Annotated in this window: 10 protein-coding genes; 6 read left to right on the forward strand and 4 right to left on the reverse strand. The window is 62.8% G+C overall.

Features of this window, described 5'->3' with window-relative positions:
* Positions 1–2 precede the first annotated feature (2 nt).
* Genes P9L99_21465 through P9L99_21475 form a run of 3 tightly spaced genes read right to left on the reverse strand, consistent with a single transcriptional unit; the run spans position 3 to position 11,488 of the window.
* Positions 3–7,250 carry a hypothetical protein gene (locus P9L99_21465; protein ID MDP8225944.1) on the reverse strand — a complete coding sequence of 2,416 codons (7,248 nt, stop codon included), beginning with the start codon at positions 7,248–7,250 and terminating at the stop codon, positions 3–5.
* Positions 7,243–9,588 carry a VIT domain-containing protein gene (locus tag P9L99_21470; GenBank protein ID MDP8225945.1) on the reverse strand — a complete coding sequence of 782 codons (2,346 nt, stop codon included), beginning with the start codon at positions 9,586–9,588 and terminating at the stop codon, positions 7,243–7,245. Before P9L99_21470 ends, P9L99_21465 begins: the two co-directional genes overlap by 8 nt.
* Positions 9,589–9,601: 13 nt before the next feature.
* Positions 9,602–11,488 (reverse strand): hypothetical protein, encoded by a 1,887-nt coding sequence (locus tag P9L99_21475; GenBank protein ID MDP8225946.1) that lies wholly within the window; start codon positions 11,486–11,488, stop codon positions 9,602–9,604.
* Positions 11,489–11,630: 142 nt separating this feature from the next.
* On the opposite strand from P9L99_21475, the gene P9L99_21480 reads away from it, so the two are divergent.
* The 6 genes from P9L99_21480 to P9L99_21505 all read left to right on the forward strand — a co-directional run bounded on the left by P9L99_21480 (position 11,631) and on the right by P9L99_21505 (position 17,322).
* Positions 11,631–11,975 carry a hypothetical protein gene (locus P9L99_21480; GenBank protein ID MDP8225947.1) on the forward strand — a complete coding sequence of 115 codons (345 nt, stop codon included), beginning with the start codon at positions 11,631–11,633 and terminating at the stop codon, positions 11,973–11,975.
* Between the two features lie 115 nt (positions 11,976–12,090).
* Complete coding sequence (locus tag P9L99_21485; GenBank protein MDP8225948.1) at positions 12,091–13,326, forward strand: hypothetical protein; 1,236 nt, start codon at positions 12,091–12,093, stop codon at positions 13,324–13,326.
* A gap of 186 nt (positions 13,327–13,512) precedes the next feature.
* Positions 13,513–14,922 carry a hypothetical protein gene (locus P9L99_21490; protein MDP8225949.1) on the forward strand — a complete coding sequence of 470 codons (1,410 nt, stop codon included), beginning with the start codon at positions 13,513–13,515 and terminating at the stop codon, positions 14,920–14,922.
* A gap of 11 nt (positions 14,923–14,933) precedes the next feature.
* Positions 14,934–15,779 (forward strand): ABC transporter ATP-binding protein, encoded by an 846-nt coding sequence (locus tag P9L99_21495; protein ID MDP8225950.1) that lies wholly within the window; start codon positions 14,934–14,936, stop codon positions 15,777–15,779.
* Positions 15,746–16,540, forward strand: coding sequence for an ABC transporter permease (locus P9L99_21500; GenBank protein ID MDP8225951.1), 795 nt, complete (start codon positions 15,746–15,748; stop codon positions 16,538–16,540). The genes P9L99_21495 and P9L99_21500 overlap by 34 nt, the downstream gene beginning before the upstream one ends.
* Before the next feature lie 26 nt (positions 16,541–16,566).
* Positions 16,567–17,322, forward strand: a complete 756-nt coding sequence (locus tag P9L99_21505; GenBank protein MDP8225952.1) for a hypothetical protein — start codon at positions 16,567–16,569, stop codon at positions 17,320–17,322.
* Between the two features lie 23 nt (positions 17,323–17,345).
* On the opposite strand, the gene P9L99_21510 is transcribed toward P9L99_21505, so the two are convergent.
* The gene (locus P9L99_21510; protein ID MDP8225953.1) at positions 17,346–17,882 is read right to left on the reverse strand and encodes a hypothetical protein; all 537 of its coding nucleotides are present in this window, start codon (positions 17,880–17,882) and stop codon (positions 17,346–17,348) included.
* Positions 17,883–17,937: the final 55 nt, after the last annotated feature.

Raw genomic sequence — 17,937 nt, forward strand, 5'->3', positions numbered from 1 at the left:
CCTCACTGTGCCTTCTCCAGACTGGGGACGAACACCGTGGGCCGCGCCGCGAGTTGTTCGTTCCATTCGTCTCTCAATTTCTCGGCGCGCCGGCGCAGGCTTCGCGACGCTTTATCGCCGCGCAGGTCGCGGGCCGTTTCCGCCACGAGTGTCGCCACGCCCAACAAACCGATACGGCTCGCCGCTTCGGCAATGCTCAGCGCCAACGCTTCGCGCTCCTGTTCCGGCACCTTCTTGAGCCATTGGGTGAAGCGGCGGCTTTCGAAAGGATTGCCTGCCAGGCCGTCGGCATAACCCGCCGGGTTGATCGGCATGCCCTGACGATGCAGCCGCAGCAACCCGCCGAAAGGTTCGTCAGCCAATTGCAACCAGGCCAGCCGGCGCGCCGCGCGCGAGTCGTCCGGGTTCAAATGCAGGGTGCGGCCCCACGCGATTCGCTCGGCCTTGGTGTTCGCGGCCAACCGCTCCGCCGCCGCGCGTAACGACCACACGAGGCGCGGGTACCGGAGCGGGGGTCCCAGATTCGTCAACGCCGCGCGGGCCTCTTCGGCATTCTCCTCGTGCACGAACCAGTACGCCAGCGTGAGTTCCCGTAGCGGCGCGGGCAGCATTTCGGCCGCCGCCTGCCAATCGCCGCCGCGACCGCGGGGCACGGCCGCAACCATGTCGCTAAGTAGTTTGCCCAGCTCTTTTTGGCCGAATACGCGTTGCTGCCACGCATCGGAAAGCACCTGCGCCGCGCGCTTTTCCCGACCCAGTATCACAAATACGACGGCCACCTCGCGGTTGGTTTCGACGGAGCGTGGCGCGAGATCAACGGCCTTGTTCGCCAGCCGTTTCGCGGCGTCGGTCGCGGCGTTATCGGCCATGGCGCGGGCCAGGTAAGAAAGGAGAATCGCATCTTCCCCGGCATTGTTTTCCAGCGCCGTGGCCAGTTGCATGGCGTCGGCCTCGCGATCTTGGCGCAGCAGCGCTTCCATAATCAGCAAGGCCGTCATGTTTTCACGGCGGCGATCCTCCCGCGTCTGGATGTACCAGTCGATGTCGCGCCGCACGTCTTCGCTGTCGTGATCGTAGTAGGCGATCCACACCCGATCCGCCGTATCCCGCTGCCCGGCGTCGGCGAAGATCTTCGCCATGCGCCCGGCGAAACGATAGTCGCCGGTTTTGCCCGCCCAAGCCCTTGCGGTTTTCCCGGCCGCGTTCACGCCCTCGGCCAGCAGCAGGTAACGCAAGCGCTGCAAGCGAATCGATTGGTCTTCGTATTCCTCGGGCGCGATTTTTTTGAGCAGGGCGAGAGCCCCGGCGCACAGCGGCTCCTGTTCGGCACCCAGGCCGTGCACCAGCGCCGCGCGCGCCAGCGATGTTTTCGCGTAGGTGGTGGCACGCGGATCATCGGCGATCCGCTCCACCGACACCGCCCAGAGCCACAGCGTCAGGTTGTCCGGCAATTTCTTGCCTTCGGCCAGTGCGCGCAAATCCTGCGTGTCGAAATGGGGCGTCGCCAGCAGGCCGGTAACCTCGTCCGTCGCTCGCTTGGCGCCAAAATGCTCCGTCACGAAACGGGACAGCGCAATCACGGCCCCACGACGATCGTACGCGCCCAATCGCGGGAGGCGGTCGGCCAACTCGTCACTCCAACGCTTCATGCCCTCTTTGGCGTATCCGATTTCGGCCATCAGTTTCGCGTACTCGGTGACCCGATGAAGCGTGATCCGGCCCTCGAGGAGCTTGTCGTACTCCCGCGCCGCGTCGCGCTTTTTGCCTTGCGCCTTGAAGTGATCGGCGCGCGCCAATATCAGCGTTTCGGTGCGGCCGAACTGACCCGCCCGATCCAGGAACTCCGCCGCGTCCTTGTGTTGACCGGCTTCGTCCAGCGCCCGGACCACGTCCAAATACGCCTTCTGAGTGATCGGCCACCGCTCGGGTCGGGCGTAGAGCATATCGAGCGCTTGCTCGTCGTCCTGCAGCGCCAGCCAGGCGCCGTAGCGGTGCGCGTAATGAGTCCAGAGGCGACCGGCCCAGTGTTGACCTTCCTCTTCGTCGGCCCAACGCCCGATCGCCAAGGGCAGGCCGAGCATCTCTTGGTAACCCGCGCGAGTTTCGGCAACGAACTTCTCGTCGTGCTGGTACAGCAGCGTTTTGACCGCCAGTTTCCACAGCGAGTCGTTGTTTTTGTATCTCGCGTCGATGACCTGCACGGCGCGCGCGGTTTCGTGCTGCCTGGCCAACCAGGTCAACAACGGGCCGGAATGCTTATACGGCTTGGCGCAAAGCTCATCGAGTTCCGCCGGGGACAAAAGCGAAAAGTACCGCGCCTCGTATCCTTGCGGATTGCGCAGGCAATCGTTCTCGCGGTCAAAGGCCATCATTTGCCGCAACGCGGTCCGTTCGATTTCCCTAAATCCAAGCGCCCGCGCCATGTTCGCCTTGAGCTGCGCCACGTTCCGATGTCCGTACCGATTGAATTTGGGCAAACCGTCGATTTCGGCCAGCAGTTCATCAAAGGGCTCGGTAGCCATGCGCTTGGGCAGCAGAGCCATCACGCTGTTGCTTCGACTCGTGGCGCGTTCGTCCATTTCCGGCAGGCGTTCGCCGCGCAGGCGTGACGCCAAATCGGGCAGACCGGCCGTGGTGGCTGCTGTAATGGCCCGCCCGTAGGCTCGGTCGCGCCGTCTTTCGTTCGCATCTTCGATTTCCGCCCGAACCAACCGGTCGAAAGATGCGCCGGCTGCGTCGCGCTCGGCAGCCGTGGCGTACTCGCCCAGCCACGTGGCGAGGAAAGCCCGCGTCAAGCCGTGCAACTGGTTGAGCGTCTGCCGGATACGTTTGCGACCGATCGGATGAGCCACGGCCGACGCCGCCTCGAAGTGACCTCTGGTCTGCTCCAAGGCTTGCAACGCTCGTTGGACGCCGGTGGTCTGCATTTCGCTGCGCAGCCACAGTTCGTAGAAATCAGTGCCCGTCGACCGCTTTTCCGGCTGATCCAAAATCGCCGCCATGGCCTCGCCCGCGTAACGCCGCGCGGCCACGGCGCGCCCGAAACGGTCGGCCAAAAAGGCGGCTTTCACTTGCCGCATGTGGTCGATATCTTCGGCCCCGAGCACTTCGTCCAGCCACGCCTCGGCTTCCGCCGGCCGCTTGGCGACATACAGCACCTCGGCGATGCGCATTTGATAGTCGTCGCCGGTCAGGCGGCGGCCGTCGAGCGTTTTGTAGACCTCGACCGCGCCGTCGAAGTTGCCGGCCTTGATCAGCACGAGCGCGCGTCGTTCCAGCAGATCGATACGCTGCGGCTCGTTGATAACGGCCTTGCCCAGCAGCATGGCCGCGTCGGCGTACCGGCCTTCGGCCTCGTAAATTTGCGCGGTCACGTATTGCCAGCGGAAATCACGATGCGCGCGCTTGCTTTCCCGCTCGTAGTAGGCCAGCAGCGGGGCGACCTGATCGTAGCGCTGCGCGTAGGCGATGGCGCTTTCCACAACCTCGGTGTCCGGCGATTTCAGGTTGACGATCTTGATGTGATGCTCGATCGCCTCGCGCCGGCGACCCATCTCCGTGAGCGCCGCGATCAGTTGGGTGCGCATCGCGGTTTCCCGGTTCTGCCGGTTGCGGCGGCTCCAGTTCGAGCGCTGCAAGGTCTGCAGGATGTCCTCGTAGAACGCCACCAAGCCTTCCCGGTCTTGCCGAGCAGCGTAGGCGGCGGCGATCGCCTCGTTGATCGAATCGTCGAGGGGCTCTTTTTCGTGCAGCTTTAGCAGCGCCGCCAGCGCTCGATCGGCCTGGCCGTGTTCGCGGGCGCGGGCGGCATAGGTGATCCAGGCGGCGGTGTGCGAGCCGTCGTCGCGTTCGGCGATGCGGCGGTAGAATTCCAGGGCGCGGTCTTGCCGTTTGGTACGCCAGAAGTACTCCGCCGCGAAGCGCTGTTTACCGGTCTTCTCCGAAGGCGTTTCGGCCCGCGACAGCAGTTCATTGACGATCTTGTCCGCTTTCGCCAAGTGACCGCGACCCTCGTAGTAACCGGCCGCGCGACGCAGCATGCCGGGGTCTCGTTCGCTGATTTTCAGTAGGCGCCGCAGGCAGGTTTCGCCCCCCCGGTGATCGCCGTACTGGGCAAAAAATTTGTAAGCGCCCTCGGCAAAGACAGTTTTCTCATACAGCGGCAGCAGATTGTACGCCGCACGCTTCGCCTTGGCGATTTCCCCGCGGCGGCGCAGGTAGTTGACGTATTGCAGGCCTTCGCTGTCGCGTCGACCCTCGCGCCGCAGTCGCCGCCAGAAGGCCGCTTCGACCTTGGCCGCGGTGGTCTTCTTCTTGCGCACGACATAGTCCAGCCGGCGCTGCACTTCGGCGTACGCGGGCATCCAGCGGTCCACGCCCAACATCACTTTGACCAACTCCGCGACCGCGTCGTCGACCCGGCCCTCGTCTTCCAACAAGTAGGCCATTTCCTTGGCGTAGAGATCCGGCTCCGATAGCCGCGTGCGCGCGTTTTGCAGCGTGTGCTTGGCTTGCTCGGCCAGGTAGTAATCCCAGTACAGTGTCGCCACTTCCAGCCAGCGCGATTCCTCGCCGGGGGCCATGGCGATGATGCTCTCCCAAACCGTTGCCGCCTCCCGCGGCCGACCCGCTTCGACCCACGCCTCGCCCTGCAACGTCGGCAGTTCGGTGTTCAGCGGTCGCCGGGCGGCCAGGGCGCCGTAATGTTCCGCTGCGGCTTGATACAGTTGCGCGTCGCGCACGTAATAGCTGTTACCGAGGCTGCGCGAGACCGTGGCCAGCGCTTGCGTCACCGCCGGGTGGCGCGGCCAATGACGGGCCAGCATGTCATAGCCCTGCCGCGCCGCTTCCGGGCGGGCCAGGTGCTGCTGGGCGCGCGTCCATAGATACACTTCGACGGGCTGCAACTGGCTTTGCTGTTCCATTTTGGCGATGGCGCCGCGCAGCATGTCGTGTTGGCCGAGGCGGGCCAGCAACCGCGGCGGCACGGTGTCGTCGAGCGCCGCGATTCGCAGGGCCAGGTCGAGGAACTTGACTTGGAATTCCTGACGCGGGTTTCGGTGGCTCCAGCCTTTGTAGTCGTAGAAATCCAGCAGGCGCTTGTTGAGCGAAATATTGGCCGGGAAGCGCTCGACGGCAATCAGGTAGATCTTTTCGAAAAACCAGTCCTGCGCGTCGCGTTTGGAGCGGTACTGCACGTGGTCGTTCAGAAAACGGCCCAGGTCTCCTTCGCCCATGGCACGGGCCATCTCGTCCACCAAGGTTTCGAAATCGGCTTGCCGATGGCGGCGCAACAGCCACCGGGCGAACTTGTCCGACCAGGTGCGCTGGTCGAAACGCTTGATGCCCAGCCGGTAGGCGCGCTCGACATCCTCGAACATCTTGTAACGCTCGGCGAACGAAAGCAGGTCGCGCATCGCGTTTTCATCGTCCGGGAAACGCTCGACACGATCCCACTTGAGCGCTACGACAGCCGCATAACGCTTCTCGGCCACGAGACGGTTTTCCAGCCGTTCTTGGGCAGCGTCGGCCGCTTCGTGTTGTTCAAGTTTGCGCCCGTGCTCCACCGCCCTCTGCAGGGCCGCGATTTCCCCCTCGACATCCTTGCGCAGCCGCGCCGCGTCGGCATGCCAGACCAACACCTCGGTTGCGTCGAGTTGGTCGGGGCCGAACCGATCGAAGGTTTGCGCGGCCCATTGATCCATGCGGTCGGGTTGCTTGGTGCACGAGAGCATCGAGATGATAAAAGACGCCGCCGCGAAACCGGTTTGCGGATCTTGGGTCTTGAGCCATGCCCGCCGCGCCAGTTGCGTCGCGCGCGCACTCGCCACGAACCGAGCGCCCACCTTCGGCAGGTCGCGCATCCCTTCGGGCGCGTTCATCCGATTCGTGCCCAGCGACAGCAGGCCGCCGACCACGCCGGGGCCGGTATCGGTGTAATTCGGTCGAAGCGCCGTCGCCGGGGACGCCGCCAAGGGCCAGGCCACCGCGCCTTGGTCGTTGATCCATTGCGCCGCCTGCAGCCACAATTTCGGGTTCTCTTCACCGCCCAGCACGGCCGCGTCGAGATACAACCCCGCGCTCTCGACCGAACCGCCGACCCGCCCGGCCACCTTGGCCAGCGCCAGCAATTCCTCGACCTGCGCGCGCGCGGCAATCTGCGGCGCATAGCGGTCATACACCGCCTTGGCCTCTTTGTGCTCCACCAAGTTCACCAGCACATACAAATCGCTGACCGTGGGATTGTCGGCCAACGCGCCCCGCACCTGCTCCAACCGCGCATCGAGCCGTTTGGTTTTGCGCAATAGTTCGGCGTACAGCGAAAACCGCAGATCCTCCGCCGGGTCCAGATCCTGCTCCAACTTCGTGGTCACCTCGTCCAAGCGACCGCGATTTTCGTAACACCCGGCGATCATTTCCCATAGTCCGACACTCGGCCCGTAGCGGGCCAGCCGCGGCTCGACCAGCGCGACGACGTCGTCGCAGCGGCCGGCGTCCTTAAGTTCCCGCGACCAACTAAGAATCAACATCTCACTCTTGGGAAAGGCATCGATCAACTTGACGCGAAACGCCTCGTTGTCGGTCTCGGGCAACAACGCGCGACGCGTCATCGACCGCCGCTGCTCCAGCAAGCCCTCGGCCCGCTGAATCATTTTCACGCGTGCCTTTTTGTCGGTGAGGCTCGGCCCCTCCGCGAAAATCACGTCCATGTACTCGTCCAAAGCCGCCAGCCATTCGCCGACCAAGTTCTGTTCGCTCAGCAGATCCAGCAGAACACGCCGCGTCTCGTCATCGTCCGGCGCCGCGTCCACCATCGCGCGCCGCACGGCGACGGCCTGTTCGACGTTTCCCAAATCCAGGTACGCGCCCACGAGCGCGGCGGCTTCAACGGCCGTCCAGGCGTTGCGGCCCGATAGGTCGTTCACGATGCGTTGCGGCGGCCGCGGGGCCAGGGCGTCGGCCCCGAGCAGGCTCTGCTTCTCCACGGTCGGGGTGATGGCCGGGAAATCGCCGTCGGCCAACGTGAACGGCGGCGCGCCCAGGTCGCCGATGGGCCGCAACTGATTCTGCGACAACTTCACGATTTCCGGGAACGACGCGATGCGCTCCTGGCTGCCCGGCAATCCCGCCAGGGCCCAAGAGGCCGTGCGCCCGTCGCGGACCGACCACAACAACACGCCTAACATCGTCGCCAACACGACGGATGCCGCCACGATCCATCCACCGGTTCGGGTCCTGCGCTTATTCATGGATCACCTCCACATCGATCGCCGTTCGGCTGACGTTGTGGGCCGTATCCTCCGCGTAGATTTCCAGAACCGTCGGCCCCGGCGGAGCGCCCGCCGGTATGTCCAGATACCCCACATTCGCCTTGGCCTCACCGTCCCAACGCAGCGACGTCGCGGCCGAAAACGGCAACCGCGCCGCCAGCGTGCGCGTATCGGAGTCGGCATACACGGCGATGCGCGCGTTGCCGCCGGCCACCAGTCGCCACGAACCGGCCCGCTTCACGATCGGCGCTTTGCCGTCGAGCACAAAGCTTTTCGGCTCCACGAATTGCCGACCCTGGTAGTCGCTGAGCACCAGTTGGCAGTCGTAGGCCCCATCCGGGAAGCCCGCCGGGGCCAGGAAGCGAACCTGCCACACGTCCTCGTCGGGCAAATAGGTCAGCGGCGCGACCACGCCCCACGGGAACACGGCGGAGACCCCGGCCACGGGCTGGTCGGTCTGCACGCGCAGGATCGGGTCGCCGGGGCGAATCACGCGCGGCCGCAGCAAGGCGCGCGGCGCGGCGATAAAGCTCGTGTATGGCGTCACGAAGGTGAAGCGTTTGGACAGCGCGATAATTTCGTCCACCCATTCCCGCTTTTCCCCGTCGCGGCGGATCAGCCCGAGCAGGAAGTCGACACGCGCCTTGGCCCAGCGGCGTCGGATGCCGTCGTGGGCCGTGTCCTTTTCCGGCAACTCCACGACAAACGTGCGCGTCACCGGCGGGCCGTCTTCCGGCCGATACTGCAGCGTCACGGTGTCGCTCCCCGGCCGGCGATAACGCCCCACGATCGCGGTTTCACTGCCCGCGAAAGTTGCCGGCGGCCGCTCGGGGTAGGAGTCCAAGAGGTTATCCGCATCGCCGAAGCTCACCTGGATATCGCGCATCACCATCGCCGACATGCGACCGGCGACCGTCTCGGCCAACGCCTGCGCATCGGCCGTGTCGGCGCACCAGGTGTAGTGACCGTCAACCGCCGCCGCCAAGTCGGTCAGCAGCGTGCGATTGGCGTCGTTGCCCACACCCACGGCAAACAGCCGCGCTCCGCGTTCGGTTAGCGGCGAAGCTTTCACCGCCTGCACGATGTCGTGGTAGCGCAGAAGCCCGGCCGTCGGATGACCGTCGGAAAACAACACGACGATGTTTTCACCCTCAGCGGGCAGCAGTTCGCCCGCACGGGTCAGCGTCGCGCCCAGATCCAACCCACCGGCTAGGTTTTGGTTCCGCAAAAAGTCGTCCAGCTTCGCGCGCGTCGCAGCATCGGCGGCGGTCGGCGGTCCGCTGTCGCGCCGCGTTTCCGTGTTGGCATACAGCATGGCAATGCGGTCGCCCGGCGCCAGTTGCGCGGTAAGGGTTTGAATCATTTCGACCGTGCGCTGCAATTTATCGCCGAGCATGGACAGGCTGCCGTCGACCACGAACAGCACGTTGCGCCGCCCCACCGCTTTGGATTCGCGCGGGGCGAACAACACGCGCGCCAGGTAATACCCTTCGGCGTCGCGAAAATGCCCGCCGCTGCCGGGGTTGATGCTCCAATCCACGTGCTCGACATCGCGGTAGGCGATCACGTTAAGCGACGTGTCGGGCATCTTGAGCTCGACGGTGAAGGACAGGTCCTCGCTCAGCTCGACGTCCGTGCCTTCATAGTGCGCCGTGAACGAGTTTTCGCCCCGCTTGAAGATTTCCGGCCGCAGTTCGGCCCCGTGAAACGCCACACTCTCGATGGGCAGGTCGTCGAGCTCTTCGATTTCGATGTCGATGACCAAACGCCCCACCCGCTGGGCGCCGCCCGCGCCGGGGCGCAACGGGAGCACGATGTCCAACATGCCGCGCTCGATCGGCGTGGGCCAGCGGTAGCTCATTTCGAGGCGTTTGCCGCCGTAAGGCGCGATCGGCGCGACACGCGCGGTAAACTCGTTGACGACGGTGGGCTCGTCGCCGGTCTCCATGAGGCCGGGATCGATTTGCCGCCGCACGATTTCCTCGAACAGCCGCCGCGCCTCGGCCTTTTCCATGATCACGCCGGGAATGCGGGTCAGGTCGTCCCACACGGCGAAACCGTCGATGTCGGCCTGCTCGGGAATGACCATGCGAAAGCGGCCTTCCAACATCCGCGACGCATGGCTTTGGTAGACGTGCAGGATCTCCACGTGTGTCATGCCGTGGTCGACGCGCAGGTGAATCTCCATGTGGTCCAACGAAAGGCTGTCGGCCGGCTGCTCTTGCGAGCCGATGTACGGCGTGAGTACGCCGGTATCCGCGGCGGCGAATCCGCCCCAGGCCAACACTAAAACCAAAGCCCATGTCCACGCTCGCATCAACGCCTCCCTCTCATCGCACCGCTGCGGCGACCTGATTCCACGGCAAGCCCGCCAAACCGTGGTCGGTACCGACCCATAAGGTGTCCTCGACGACCGCCAAGGCCGTCACGTTCCGGGACGGCAGCCCCGTATCGAAACTCGTCCACCGGGAACCGCGGCCCACCAACAAACCGCGGGTTACCGTTCCGAAACATAACACGCCGTCGTGATGCACCGCTGCTTCCGGATTGATCGAAATTCCCGCCGTGTCCGTGATCACCCGCACTTTGCCGTCTTCTCCTACGACCGCCACACCACCACCATAGGTTCCCACAAAAATCTCTTTATCGACCGGCACCACGGCGTGCACCCAATTATGCGGCAATTCACCCGCCGACGCCGTCCAGCTTCGCCGGGCCTGCAAGCCGCGCCCGGTGTCTACCTGCGTGAGTCCCGACAAGCCGCCGGTCACCAGGCCGCGGCCGAACACCGCCAGGCAGTACAACGCGTTACCGGCCAGGCCGTGAAAGGCGTCGATGGCCCGCACGCCGCCGGTGCCGATCTCCGCCAAACCCCGGCTCGTGCTGACGTAGGTGCTCCCCTCGTGCCTCACGACCGATGAAACATAACGATGCGGCAAACCCGCTTCTTTGTTGTAAATCCGCTGCACACCCAACTTCGAATCCAAGACAAACAAGCCGTTGGTCGAGGCCACCCACACCTTCGCACCGTCGATCACCACGCGGTTGATGCCCAAGCGGCTCAGCGCCGTGGCGACGGTTTTGCCCGCCTTCGGATCGAATACCGCCAGGCCGCGGTTGAGCGTGCCCACCAACAGGCGTCCGCCGGTGAATGGCGCGATGGCCGACACGTAACCTTCCGGCAGGGGTCGCAGGGGCTCGCCGGGCAAGGCCGGTTCCGGGTCTCCGCCCGCGGCGCGCCGCCATACGCCGTTGTCGGCGGCGATCAGCAGAACGTCGCCCGCGCGGCGCAGGCCGTGAATGGACGCGCCCACGTCGTATTCCTTCTCGCCATCCAGATTCCACAGCCGACCGGTCGGGCCGCCCAGCCAGACCCCGTCGTCCGCTTCGACGATCGCCGTCACCGCCGCGCCGGTTTGCGCCGACTCCGCGCCGAACGACCCCACGCGCCACAGGTCGCCCGCCGTGCCGACCCACAGCGACTCCTCGCCGCCCTCCACCGCCAACACCGGTTGCGCCGCGACGTTCTTGGGCCACAGCGTGTCGCGCTGCGCCGTGTCGCCTGCGCCGGTGAGCATCCACAAATCACCCGCCGGGCCGCCGACCGCCGGTCGCCCCTGGTATAAGGTCATCTGCGCCCCCGCCGTCGCCTTCGCCGGGGCCAGCACGAAAAAGGCGTCGTTTTGAAACTGCAGCAAGCGACCTTTCTCGTCCAACACCACCAATTGCGTCGCGTCGGCCGCCATCGCCACCAGCCGAGTTCCGTCCCGCGGCGCATATCGCCGCATGATCAACGGATCGCCGTCCGGCCTGGCCGCCACCAGCAAGCCCTCCGGCGCCAGCACGTGCAATGCGCCCTCGAACACCGCCAGCGCCAGGATATCCGTCGCGGGCAATCCGCCGCCACGGTGAAAAACGTCCACGCTCGCCCCGTTACCGCGCACCAATGCGCTGCTCGCAGCGGCGAAAACGAAGGGACCGAATTCGATCGCGTCGTGGCAATCGGCGGCGTAGGGAAATACGCGCGCGCCGCCGCGGGCCGCGATATGGGCTTCATGGGTTTCGCGCGCTGTGGGCAGGGCGGAGAGTTGCCCGGATTTCAGTCTGTCGATTTCGCGATCGGTACGCGCCAGCGACCAAAGCACGAAGGCGATAACGATTCCTGACAACACGGAAAGCAATAGGATCACAAGCCCTTTAGATGAATGATGCTTCATTCGGTAACCCATAGCTAAAGTGTCTCAATAAAAGGAAAATCCCGGATAACGCATCGCGCAAAATATTGTTGAAAGTTTGTTCAAAATTTGGTATGTTCCCTTTCCCTGGGAGTGAATGTGGAGGGGGGAAAAGGAAATTAAAATGGCGAAACGCTTGAATGTCCAATCTGATGTCTTGGCCCTGGAGTTGAAAACTCTTCTCGAATTGGGTGCCACCGAACGCGTGAGCCGGAACCGTTGTTTCGACAAATTCTCCACGCCTTTCGGGCGGCGGCTGTTTGCGTACTACCGGACCTGTATGTCGTTGAAAAAAGAAATCGAAGATCCCAAGCGCAATCACCGTGTCCGCATTCAGAAAAACCGTAGCGGCACCAACTTCCTGTTGGAAATCATCAACGATCCGATTTCCTACCGACGGATCGCCACGCTGCCCATCGAAGTCCGCGACTTCTTTGAGAGCGTAGTACAAAACAACAAGACGGGTTGATCGCACGCCGTCAATTTGGCAACTTGCGAGGGTGCAAAAATCACGTAGTACCCTACGCTGGGTTGTAGTCCAGCTAGCTGTTATTCTTGTTCTGTTCATCGGGACTGAACTCGCCTTGCGTCTAGCCGGGGCTGGGGCGCCGCCGGAAATCTCCGTCACTCTTCTGAAGCAGACATCAACACTCGAAGAAACGTTCCTCGAGCCAAAATACGTTACGTTGGCCGATCCGTCCATCGGCGAAATCATTCCGATGGCCGATGGCACGCAATTCGTCCTCATCGAACCCATGCGGCCCTTTCGCGTGGCCGTGCCAAGGCCGCCCGACGTGTTGCGCGTCGCCGTGCTGGGCAGCAGCCCGCCCTACGGTTTGCGCGATTCGGTTCCCGCCTCGACCTATCTACGAGATAAACTCGCCGACCGCGTAAGGCCCCGTCGTGTGGAAATCGTCGATCTCACGAATCGCCGGATGAACTTGGAAATGATGCGCCTGCTGGTGCCCGACGTTCGCACGCTTCAACCCCAGGCGGCAATCGTCTATCTGTCCGGCGCGTGGCCCCAACTCGCCCCGCCGCCCGCGACCCCTGCCACACCGCCGACCGCCCTGCGCAAGCTGATGGAACGAAGCGTTTTGTTTCGCCTACTACGCGATTGGTTTTCACCGCGCCTCGCCCATGCCGCCAGGGACCGCGCGTATCTGCCCAAACCCCGGGAATTTCCGGGCGTCCGCGAGCAGCGCCGCGCAGATGTCGTCCGGCATGCCAATCGCGTGATGCGCCAAACGCGCGACGCGCAAATCATCGCCATTGCCACGGAGCTTCGCGCGGCCGGTGTAGAGGTGCTTTTCGTCGGGCCGCTGGTAAACGTAACGCGTTTCCGGCCCCTTCTTTCGATGCACAGCGACGACTTGTCGACCGATGAGCTCGCGGCCTTTCTTCAGCATTATTCGCGGGGTTGTACGATGGCCGACGGTGGAGACTGCACTGCGGCGCTGCCCTCGTTCGAGAACGCTGCCGTCCTGGATTCCGGATTCGCCAACCTTCATTTCCGCATGGCGTTGTGCTACCTGGATTTAGGCAATCAGGGCGCGGCCGAAAAGGCTTTTTTCGATGCCCAGCGATACGATCTGAGCCCCGAACGGGCCGCTCTCGCCCCCGGTCGCGAGCCGATCGACGCCGTCGAGACGCTCGGCGCCCACTACCTTGATCCCTATATGACCCGGCGCGCCGAAACGGTTTCGTCACTGCCGCCCCAGGAGTGGTTTGTCGATTTGATCCATCTTACCGATGAAGGGCAAAAGATTCTTTCTCAAGCCGTAACCGACAAGCTGGTAACCATTATCGGTAACAATTAGCTCGTTTTTGGAATAACGCAACCGGCGCAAAGATCCTTCAAAATAGATTATTTCTTTTATTAACGAGAAGATACGGAGATAACCCGTTTTTTTCCGATTTCACAAATGATATGCGAAGCGTCGAATTCGCTTTGACGCTCCTCGGGCTGCGTGGCACAATGCGGCTCCAAAAAGGTCGTGGATCATATGACGCGAAAGACTTCAAGATTCCGTTGGTGGCTTCTGCCCCTCCCCCTGATCGGTTTGCTCGTGCTGGCCGAAATCGTCTTGCGCCTGGCGTGGCAGCCGCCGCTTCTGTATGAGTCGAATTTCCTGCTGCGTCCCTTCTACATCGCGGAAACCCAAGACGAAACAAGCACAACCTACGTCACACATAGCGCCAAACCCGAAGAAATCTTCGGCCAATCGGGTGTTCCGCCCAAACCCATGGACCCGCGGCAAATCAGCCCGGCGCGGATTCGTGTGCCGAAAAAACCCGGCACCGTTCGCGTTTTCCTGGTCGGGTCCTCGCCGATCTATGGCGGCCCCGGGCTAACCCGGTTTAGTCTGTCGACCTACGTGGGCAAATACCTGGCGGTGGCTCGACCCGCCGTCGAATTCGAGATCATCGAAGCCGCCGCGCAGCAGATGTCGGCCGATACCCTCGGGGAAATCATTGAAGAATTGGCCGTTTTGCAGCCCGATTTCACCCTCGTCTATGTCGGCGGCGCCGTGCCGACCCTGGAAGCGCCGGGCAGCCACGAAACGGCGGACGCGGCACCCATTCTGTTCAAAGTGGCCAACGCTATCGGCAGGCTGTACCTCGTGCAGGTGTTAGGGCCCAGCGCCCAGCGCAGCCTGAAAGACGCGGTGTTGACCGTCGACAACTTCCTCTCCCCCGGCGACCGCCACGACAACGAAATCAACATGCAAAAGAACATGTTGGAAGAAGCCCGGCGGAAAATGGAAGATGTTTACCGCGAGATGGCCGTGGCGGCGAAACGGTTGCCGGGCCAAACGGCGTTCTACGAGGTCGTGACGGATTTAGCGGGCAGCCCGCCGATCTGGTCGCTGAGTTTCAAAAAGTTGGATCCCGAGCAATCGAAACGCTTCTTTTCCTCCCTGAAAGAAGCTAATGAGGCCCTCGCCAACGGCCAATCGACCCGAGCCGAGGCCGCCGCGCGTCAGGCGCTGGCCATCGACGACACCTACGCCGAAGCCCACTTCGTGCACGGTCGCGCCCTATTGGAACTCCGCCGAACCGAAGAATCCTACAACGCATACGATCGCGCCCGGGAGTCCGACGCCAGCCACGATCGGTTGTTCTCCGCGCCGCGTCGTCAGTTGGCGAAGGCTTTGAACGAAAACCATCTACCGCTGCTGCCCTCCGACGAGGCCTTCCGCCGCAACGCCGAGCAAGGCGTGCCGGGCCCGGATCTTTTCCGAGATATCACACACCCGACTCCGTTGGGTTTGGCCGTGCTGGGCCACCTGGGCGCCGCGTGGATTTTGGAGCACCTGCCCGCGCCCGCCGGTCAAACGACACCCGTGTTGCCGAGCCCCCACGACCTGCTCGTAGCGCTTCCGCCGCCACCCCCGACGGAGCTTATGCCGTAAAAGGAGAAGCTGTGACCATACCGATACCCAGGGACAACAACACCATCATCCAAACGTATAATCTGACCAAGGTTTTTGGGGAAGGTGACAGCCGGGTCGTCGCGTACGAAGACATTAACATCGAGATCAAACGCGGGGAATTCGTCTGCCTTCTCGGACCTTCCGGCTGCGGCAAGACAACGCTGTTGCGCGGCATCGTCGGCACCGAACCGGCCACCAGCGGCAAACTCGACATTCACTATCGTCGCGACAGTGAGGGGGCCGACGTGGCGATGGTGTTTCAGCAACACGGCTTATTTCCGTGGATGACGCTGGAAAAGAACCTGCGCTTTGTGCTGCGTTCCAGCCCGATCGCCCGCGACCTGGAGGAAACAATCGTCGACCGCTTCGTGGAAAAAGTCGGCCTGAGCCGCTTTCGCAAATTCTATCCGTACCAGATGTCCGGCGGCATGTGCCAGCGGGTCAACCTGATCCGCGCCTTCGCCATCTATCCGCAGGTTTTGCTGATGGACGAGCCCTTCGTATTCCTCGATTACCAAAACCGTTACCTGCTCATGGATTTGCTGCTCGACCTATGGGCCGAACAACAACAGACGATTCTTTTCGTCACGCATAACATCAACGAAGCGGTCATTCTCGGCGACCGCGTGCTGGTGATGACCAGTTCGCCGGGGCGGATAAAAGCCTCGTTCGACATACCCTTTGAAAGACCGCGTAACGTATTTAACGTACGCAAAGATCCGGTGTTTGGAAAATTATCAAGCGATATCAGCGATGTGGTGCGCGACGAAGTCGAGCGCGCCTCGCGGCTGGAGGAGGAAGAGTGCCTGCTGGGCAACGTGAAAAAGGTGCGCTGATTCGGCGACTGCTATACGTGGTGAGTCCGCTGGCTGCGGCGAGTCTGTGGGAATTCGTGGCCCAGATGGGGTGGATCGACGTGCGCTTTTTTCCCGCGCCTTCAAAGATCGTCGCCACCGCGGTGGAGATGATGTACTCGACCAATGCGCTCACCGGTGAGAACGCTTACTTCGCGCACCTGACGGCCAGCATGAGCCGGGTGTTTTGGGGCACGATCTGCGGCTTTTTCCCGGGCCTTTTCATTGGCTTAACCATGGGCCTGTTCCCGAACTTCCGCTCGGTGGTCAGCCCCTTGGTGGCGATCACGTATCCGATTCCGAAAATCGCCATCCTGCCTCTCCTGCTCATGATCTTCGGCCTGAGCGAAGCAACCAAAATCATCGTCATTGCCATCGGCGTGTTTTTCCTGGTGTTGATCAACACCCTCAACGGCGTGTTGCAGATCCCGCAGATCTACTTCGAAGTCTCCGAAGTATTCAAAATCGGCGTCGTACGGCGCTTTTTCCGCATCGTCCTGCCGGGCGCTTTTCCCTTCGTTTTCACGGGCCTGCGCCTCGGTGTCGGCTACGGCCTCGTACTGATCGTCGCGGCGGAGTTCGTGAGCAAAAGCGGCCTGGGCTACCTGATTTGGGAAAGCTGGGAACTCTTCCTGGTCGAGCGTATGTACGTCGGGCTGGTGTCGATCAGCCTGCTGGGCTATGTTTTGAACCTGGTCCTGGAACGGTTGGAAGCCCGTCTCGTTCCCTGGGCCGGACACTAACTTCTCGAATCGCGCAGGAGACCGGCATGCGACACGTTGCACTCGCCCTGCTTGTGTTTTGCCTTTGGCTGACGCCCGCTTTCGCCGCCGACCAAAACGACGAACCCGATCCCGACACCGGACCCAGAGATCAAGCGGATGGAGGCGATTTCGACACGGCGTACTATCTGACCGTCGGACGCGCCGTCCGTTTGTACGACCTCACGCGGCTCAACCACAACCTGGATCGCGGCGGCGTCGACCCCTTTACCGGAGTGATCGACGACTGGAATTTCGAACTCGCGTTCATCATACCGCGCACCGCCCATTTCGCCCTAGTGGGCGGTTTTTGGGACCAAAAAACCGGCGGCCGCCCGGTCCACGCAGAATTGCGCGGCTTCGAAATATACGGTCGTTGGGGGATGCCCCTATTCCGTAAGGACATGTTTTTTCTCTATCCGACCTTCGGCATCGGCTACGCCCAACGGGTCCTGGAGCTCGACGGCCGGCTTGCCGCGCTGGGCAGCCACGACCTGCCGAGCCGCGGTTCGGTGGATATCAAACAACGCGGCATGCTATTCGAGGTGGGCTTTCGTTTCGACTTGATCGATGGGTCGCCGGATGAATCCCGGGCGGCCTTTTTGTTCGCCGAATCCTTCATGATTGGTTGGATGGGCGTGCCGGTGGCCTCGGATTGGCAGCAGGGCGACCGCAAGGTCAGCGGCATCCCGGACGACATGATCCATACACTTTTCGCCAAAGTGAATATCGGGTTCGGCGTTGCCACACGCAAAGCCCACTAGCCCGCGGCGCACCGTTTACTGATTCAATTCCCGCACCCCGAATCGTTGTCGTCATCATCGTTATCGTCGCCAACGGCGGCCGTTGTGTCATCGTCATCGGTGTCATCGCGGGTGTCATCGTCATCAACTCTGTCTTGATCGTCATTGTTGTCGTCATCGATCGGCGAGGTGTCGTCGTCAATCGGTGTCGTGTCGTCATCAAGCGGGGGCGGATCTGACGCGAGTTGATCGAGAAATATGTGCGCTGCGCCGCGGACCAAACCGCCCTCGCCCGGCAGCATCAGGAAGTTGGCGCTGACGGCCAGGTCGCGGCGGTCGTTGCCGTTCAGGTGGCTCACCAGAACGCCCGAGCCGAACCAGGTATCGGGAATGCCGTAGTACAATCCCGCCGGCATCTCCTCCGCCAACGACAGCACCGCGCCGGCGGCGGCCAGGGGGCCGAGGTAATCCTCGGTCATGCCCAGGATGGTCAAATCCGCTTGCTCGGCGCCGATGTCCGCAGCCGTGGCCAGTGCAAAAGTCGCCGAAAGCACGAACACCACCAGGTTTCGCCAGCGCATGGTGTGCCTCCTTATACAAAAAGGTCGCACAGGAGGGACGATACCACCCGTGGTG

Source organism: Candidatus Lernaella stagnicola (assembly GCA_030765525.1).
Classification (GTDB): domain Bacteria; phylum Lernaellota; class Lernaellaia; order Lernaellales; family Lernaellaceae; genus Lernaella; species Lernaella stagnicola.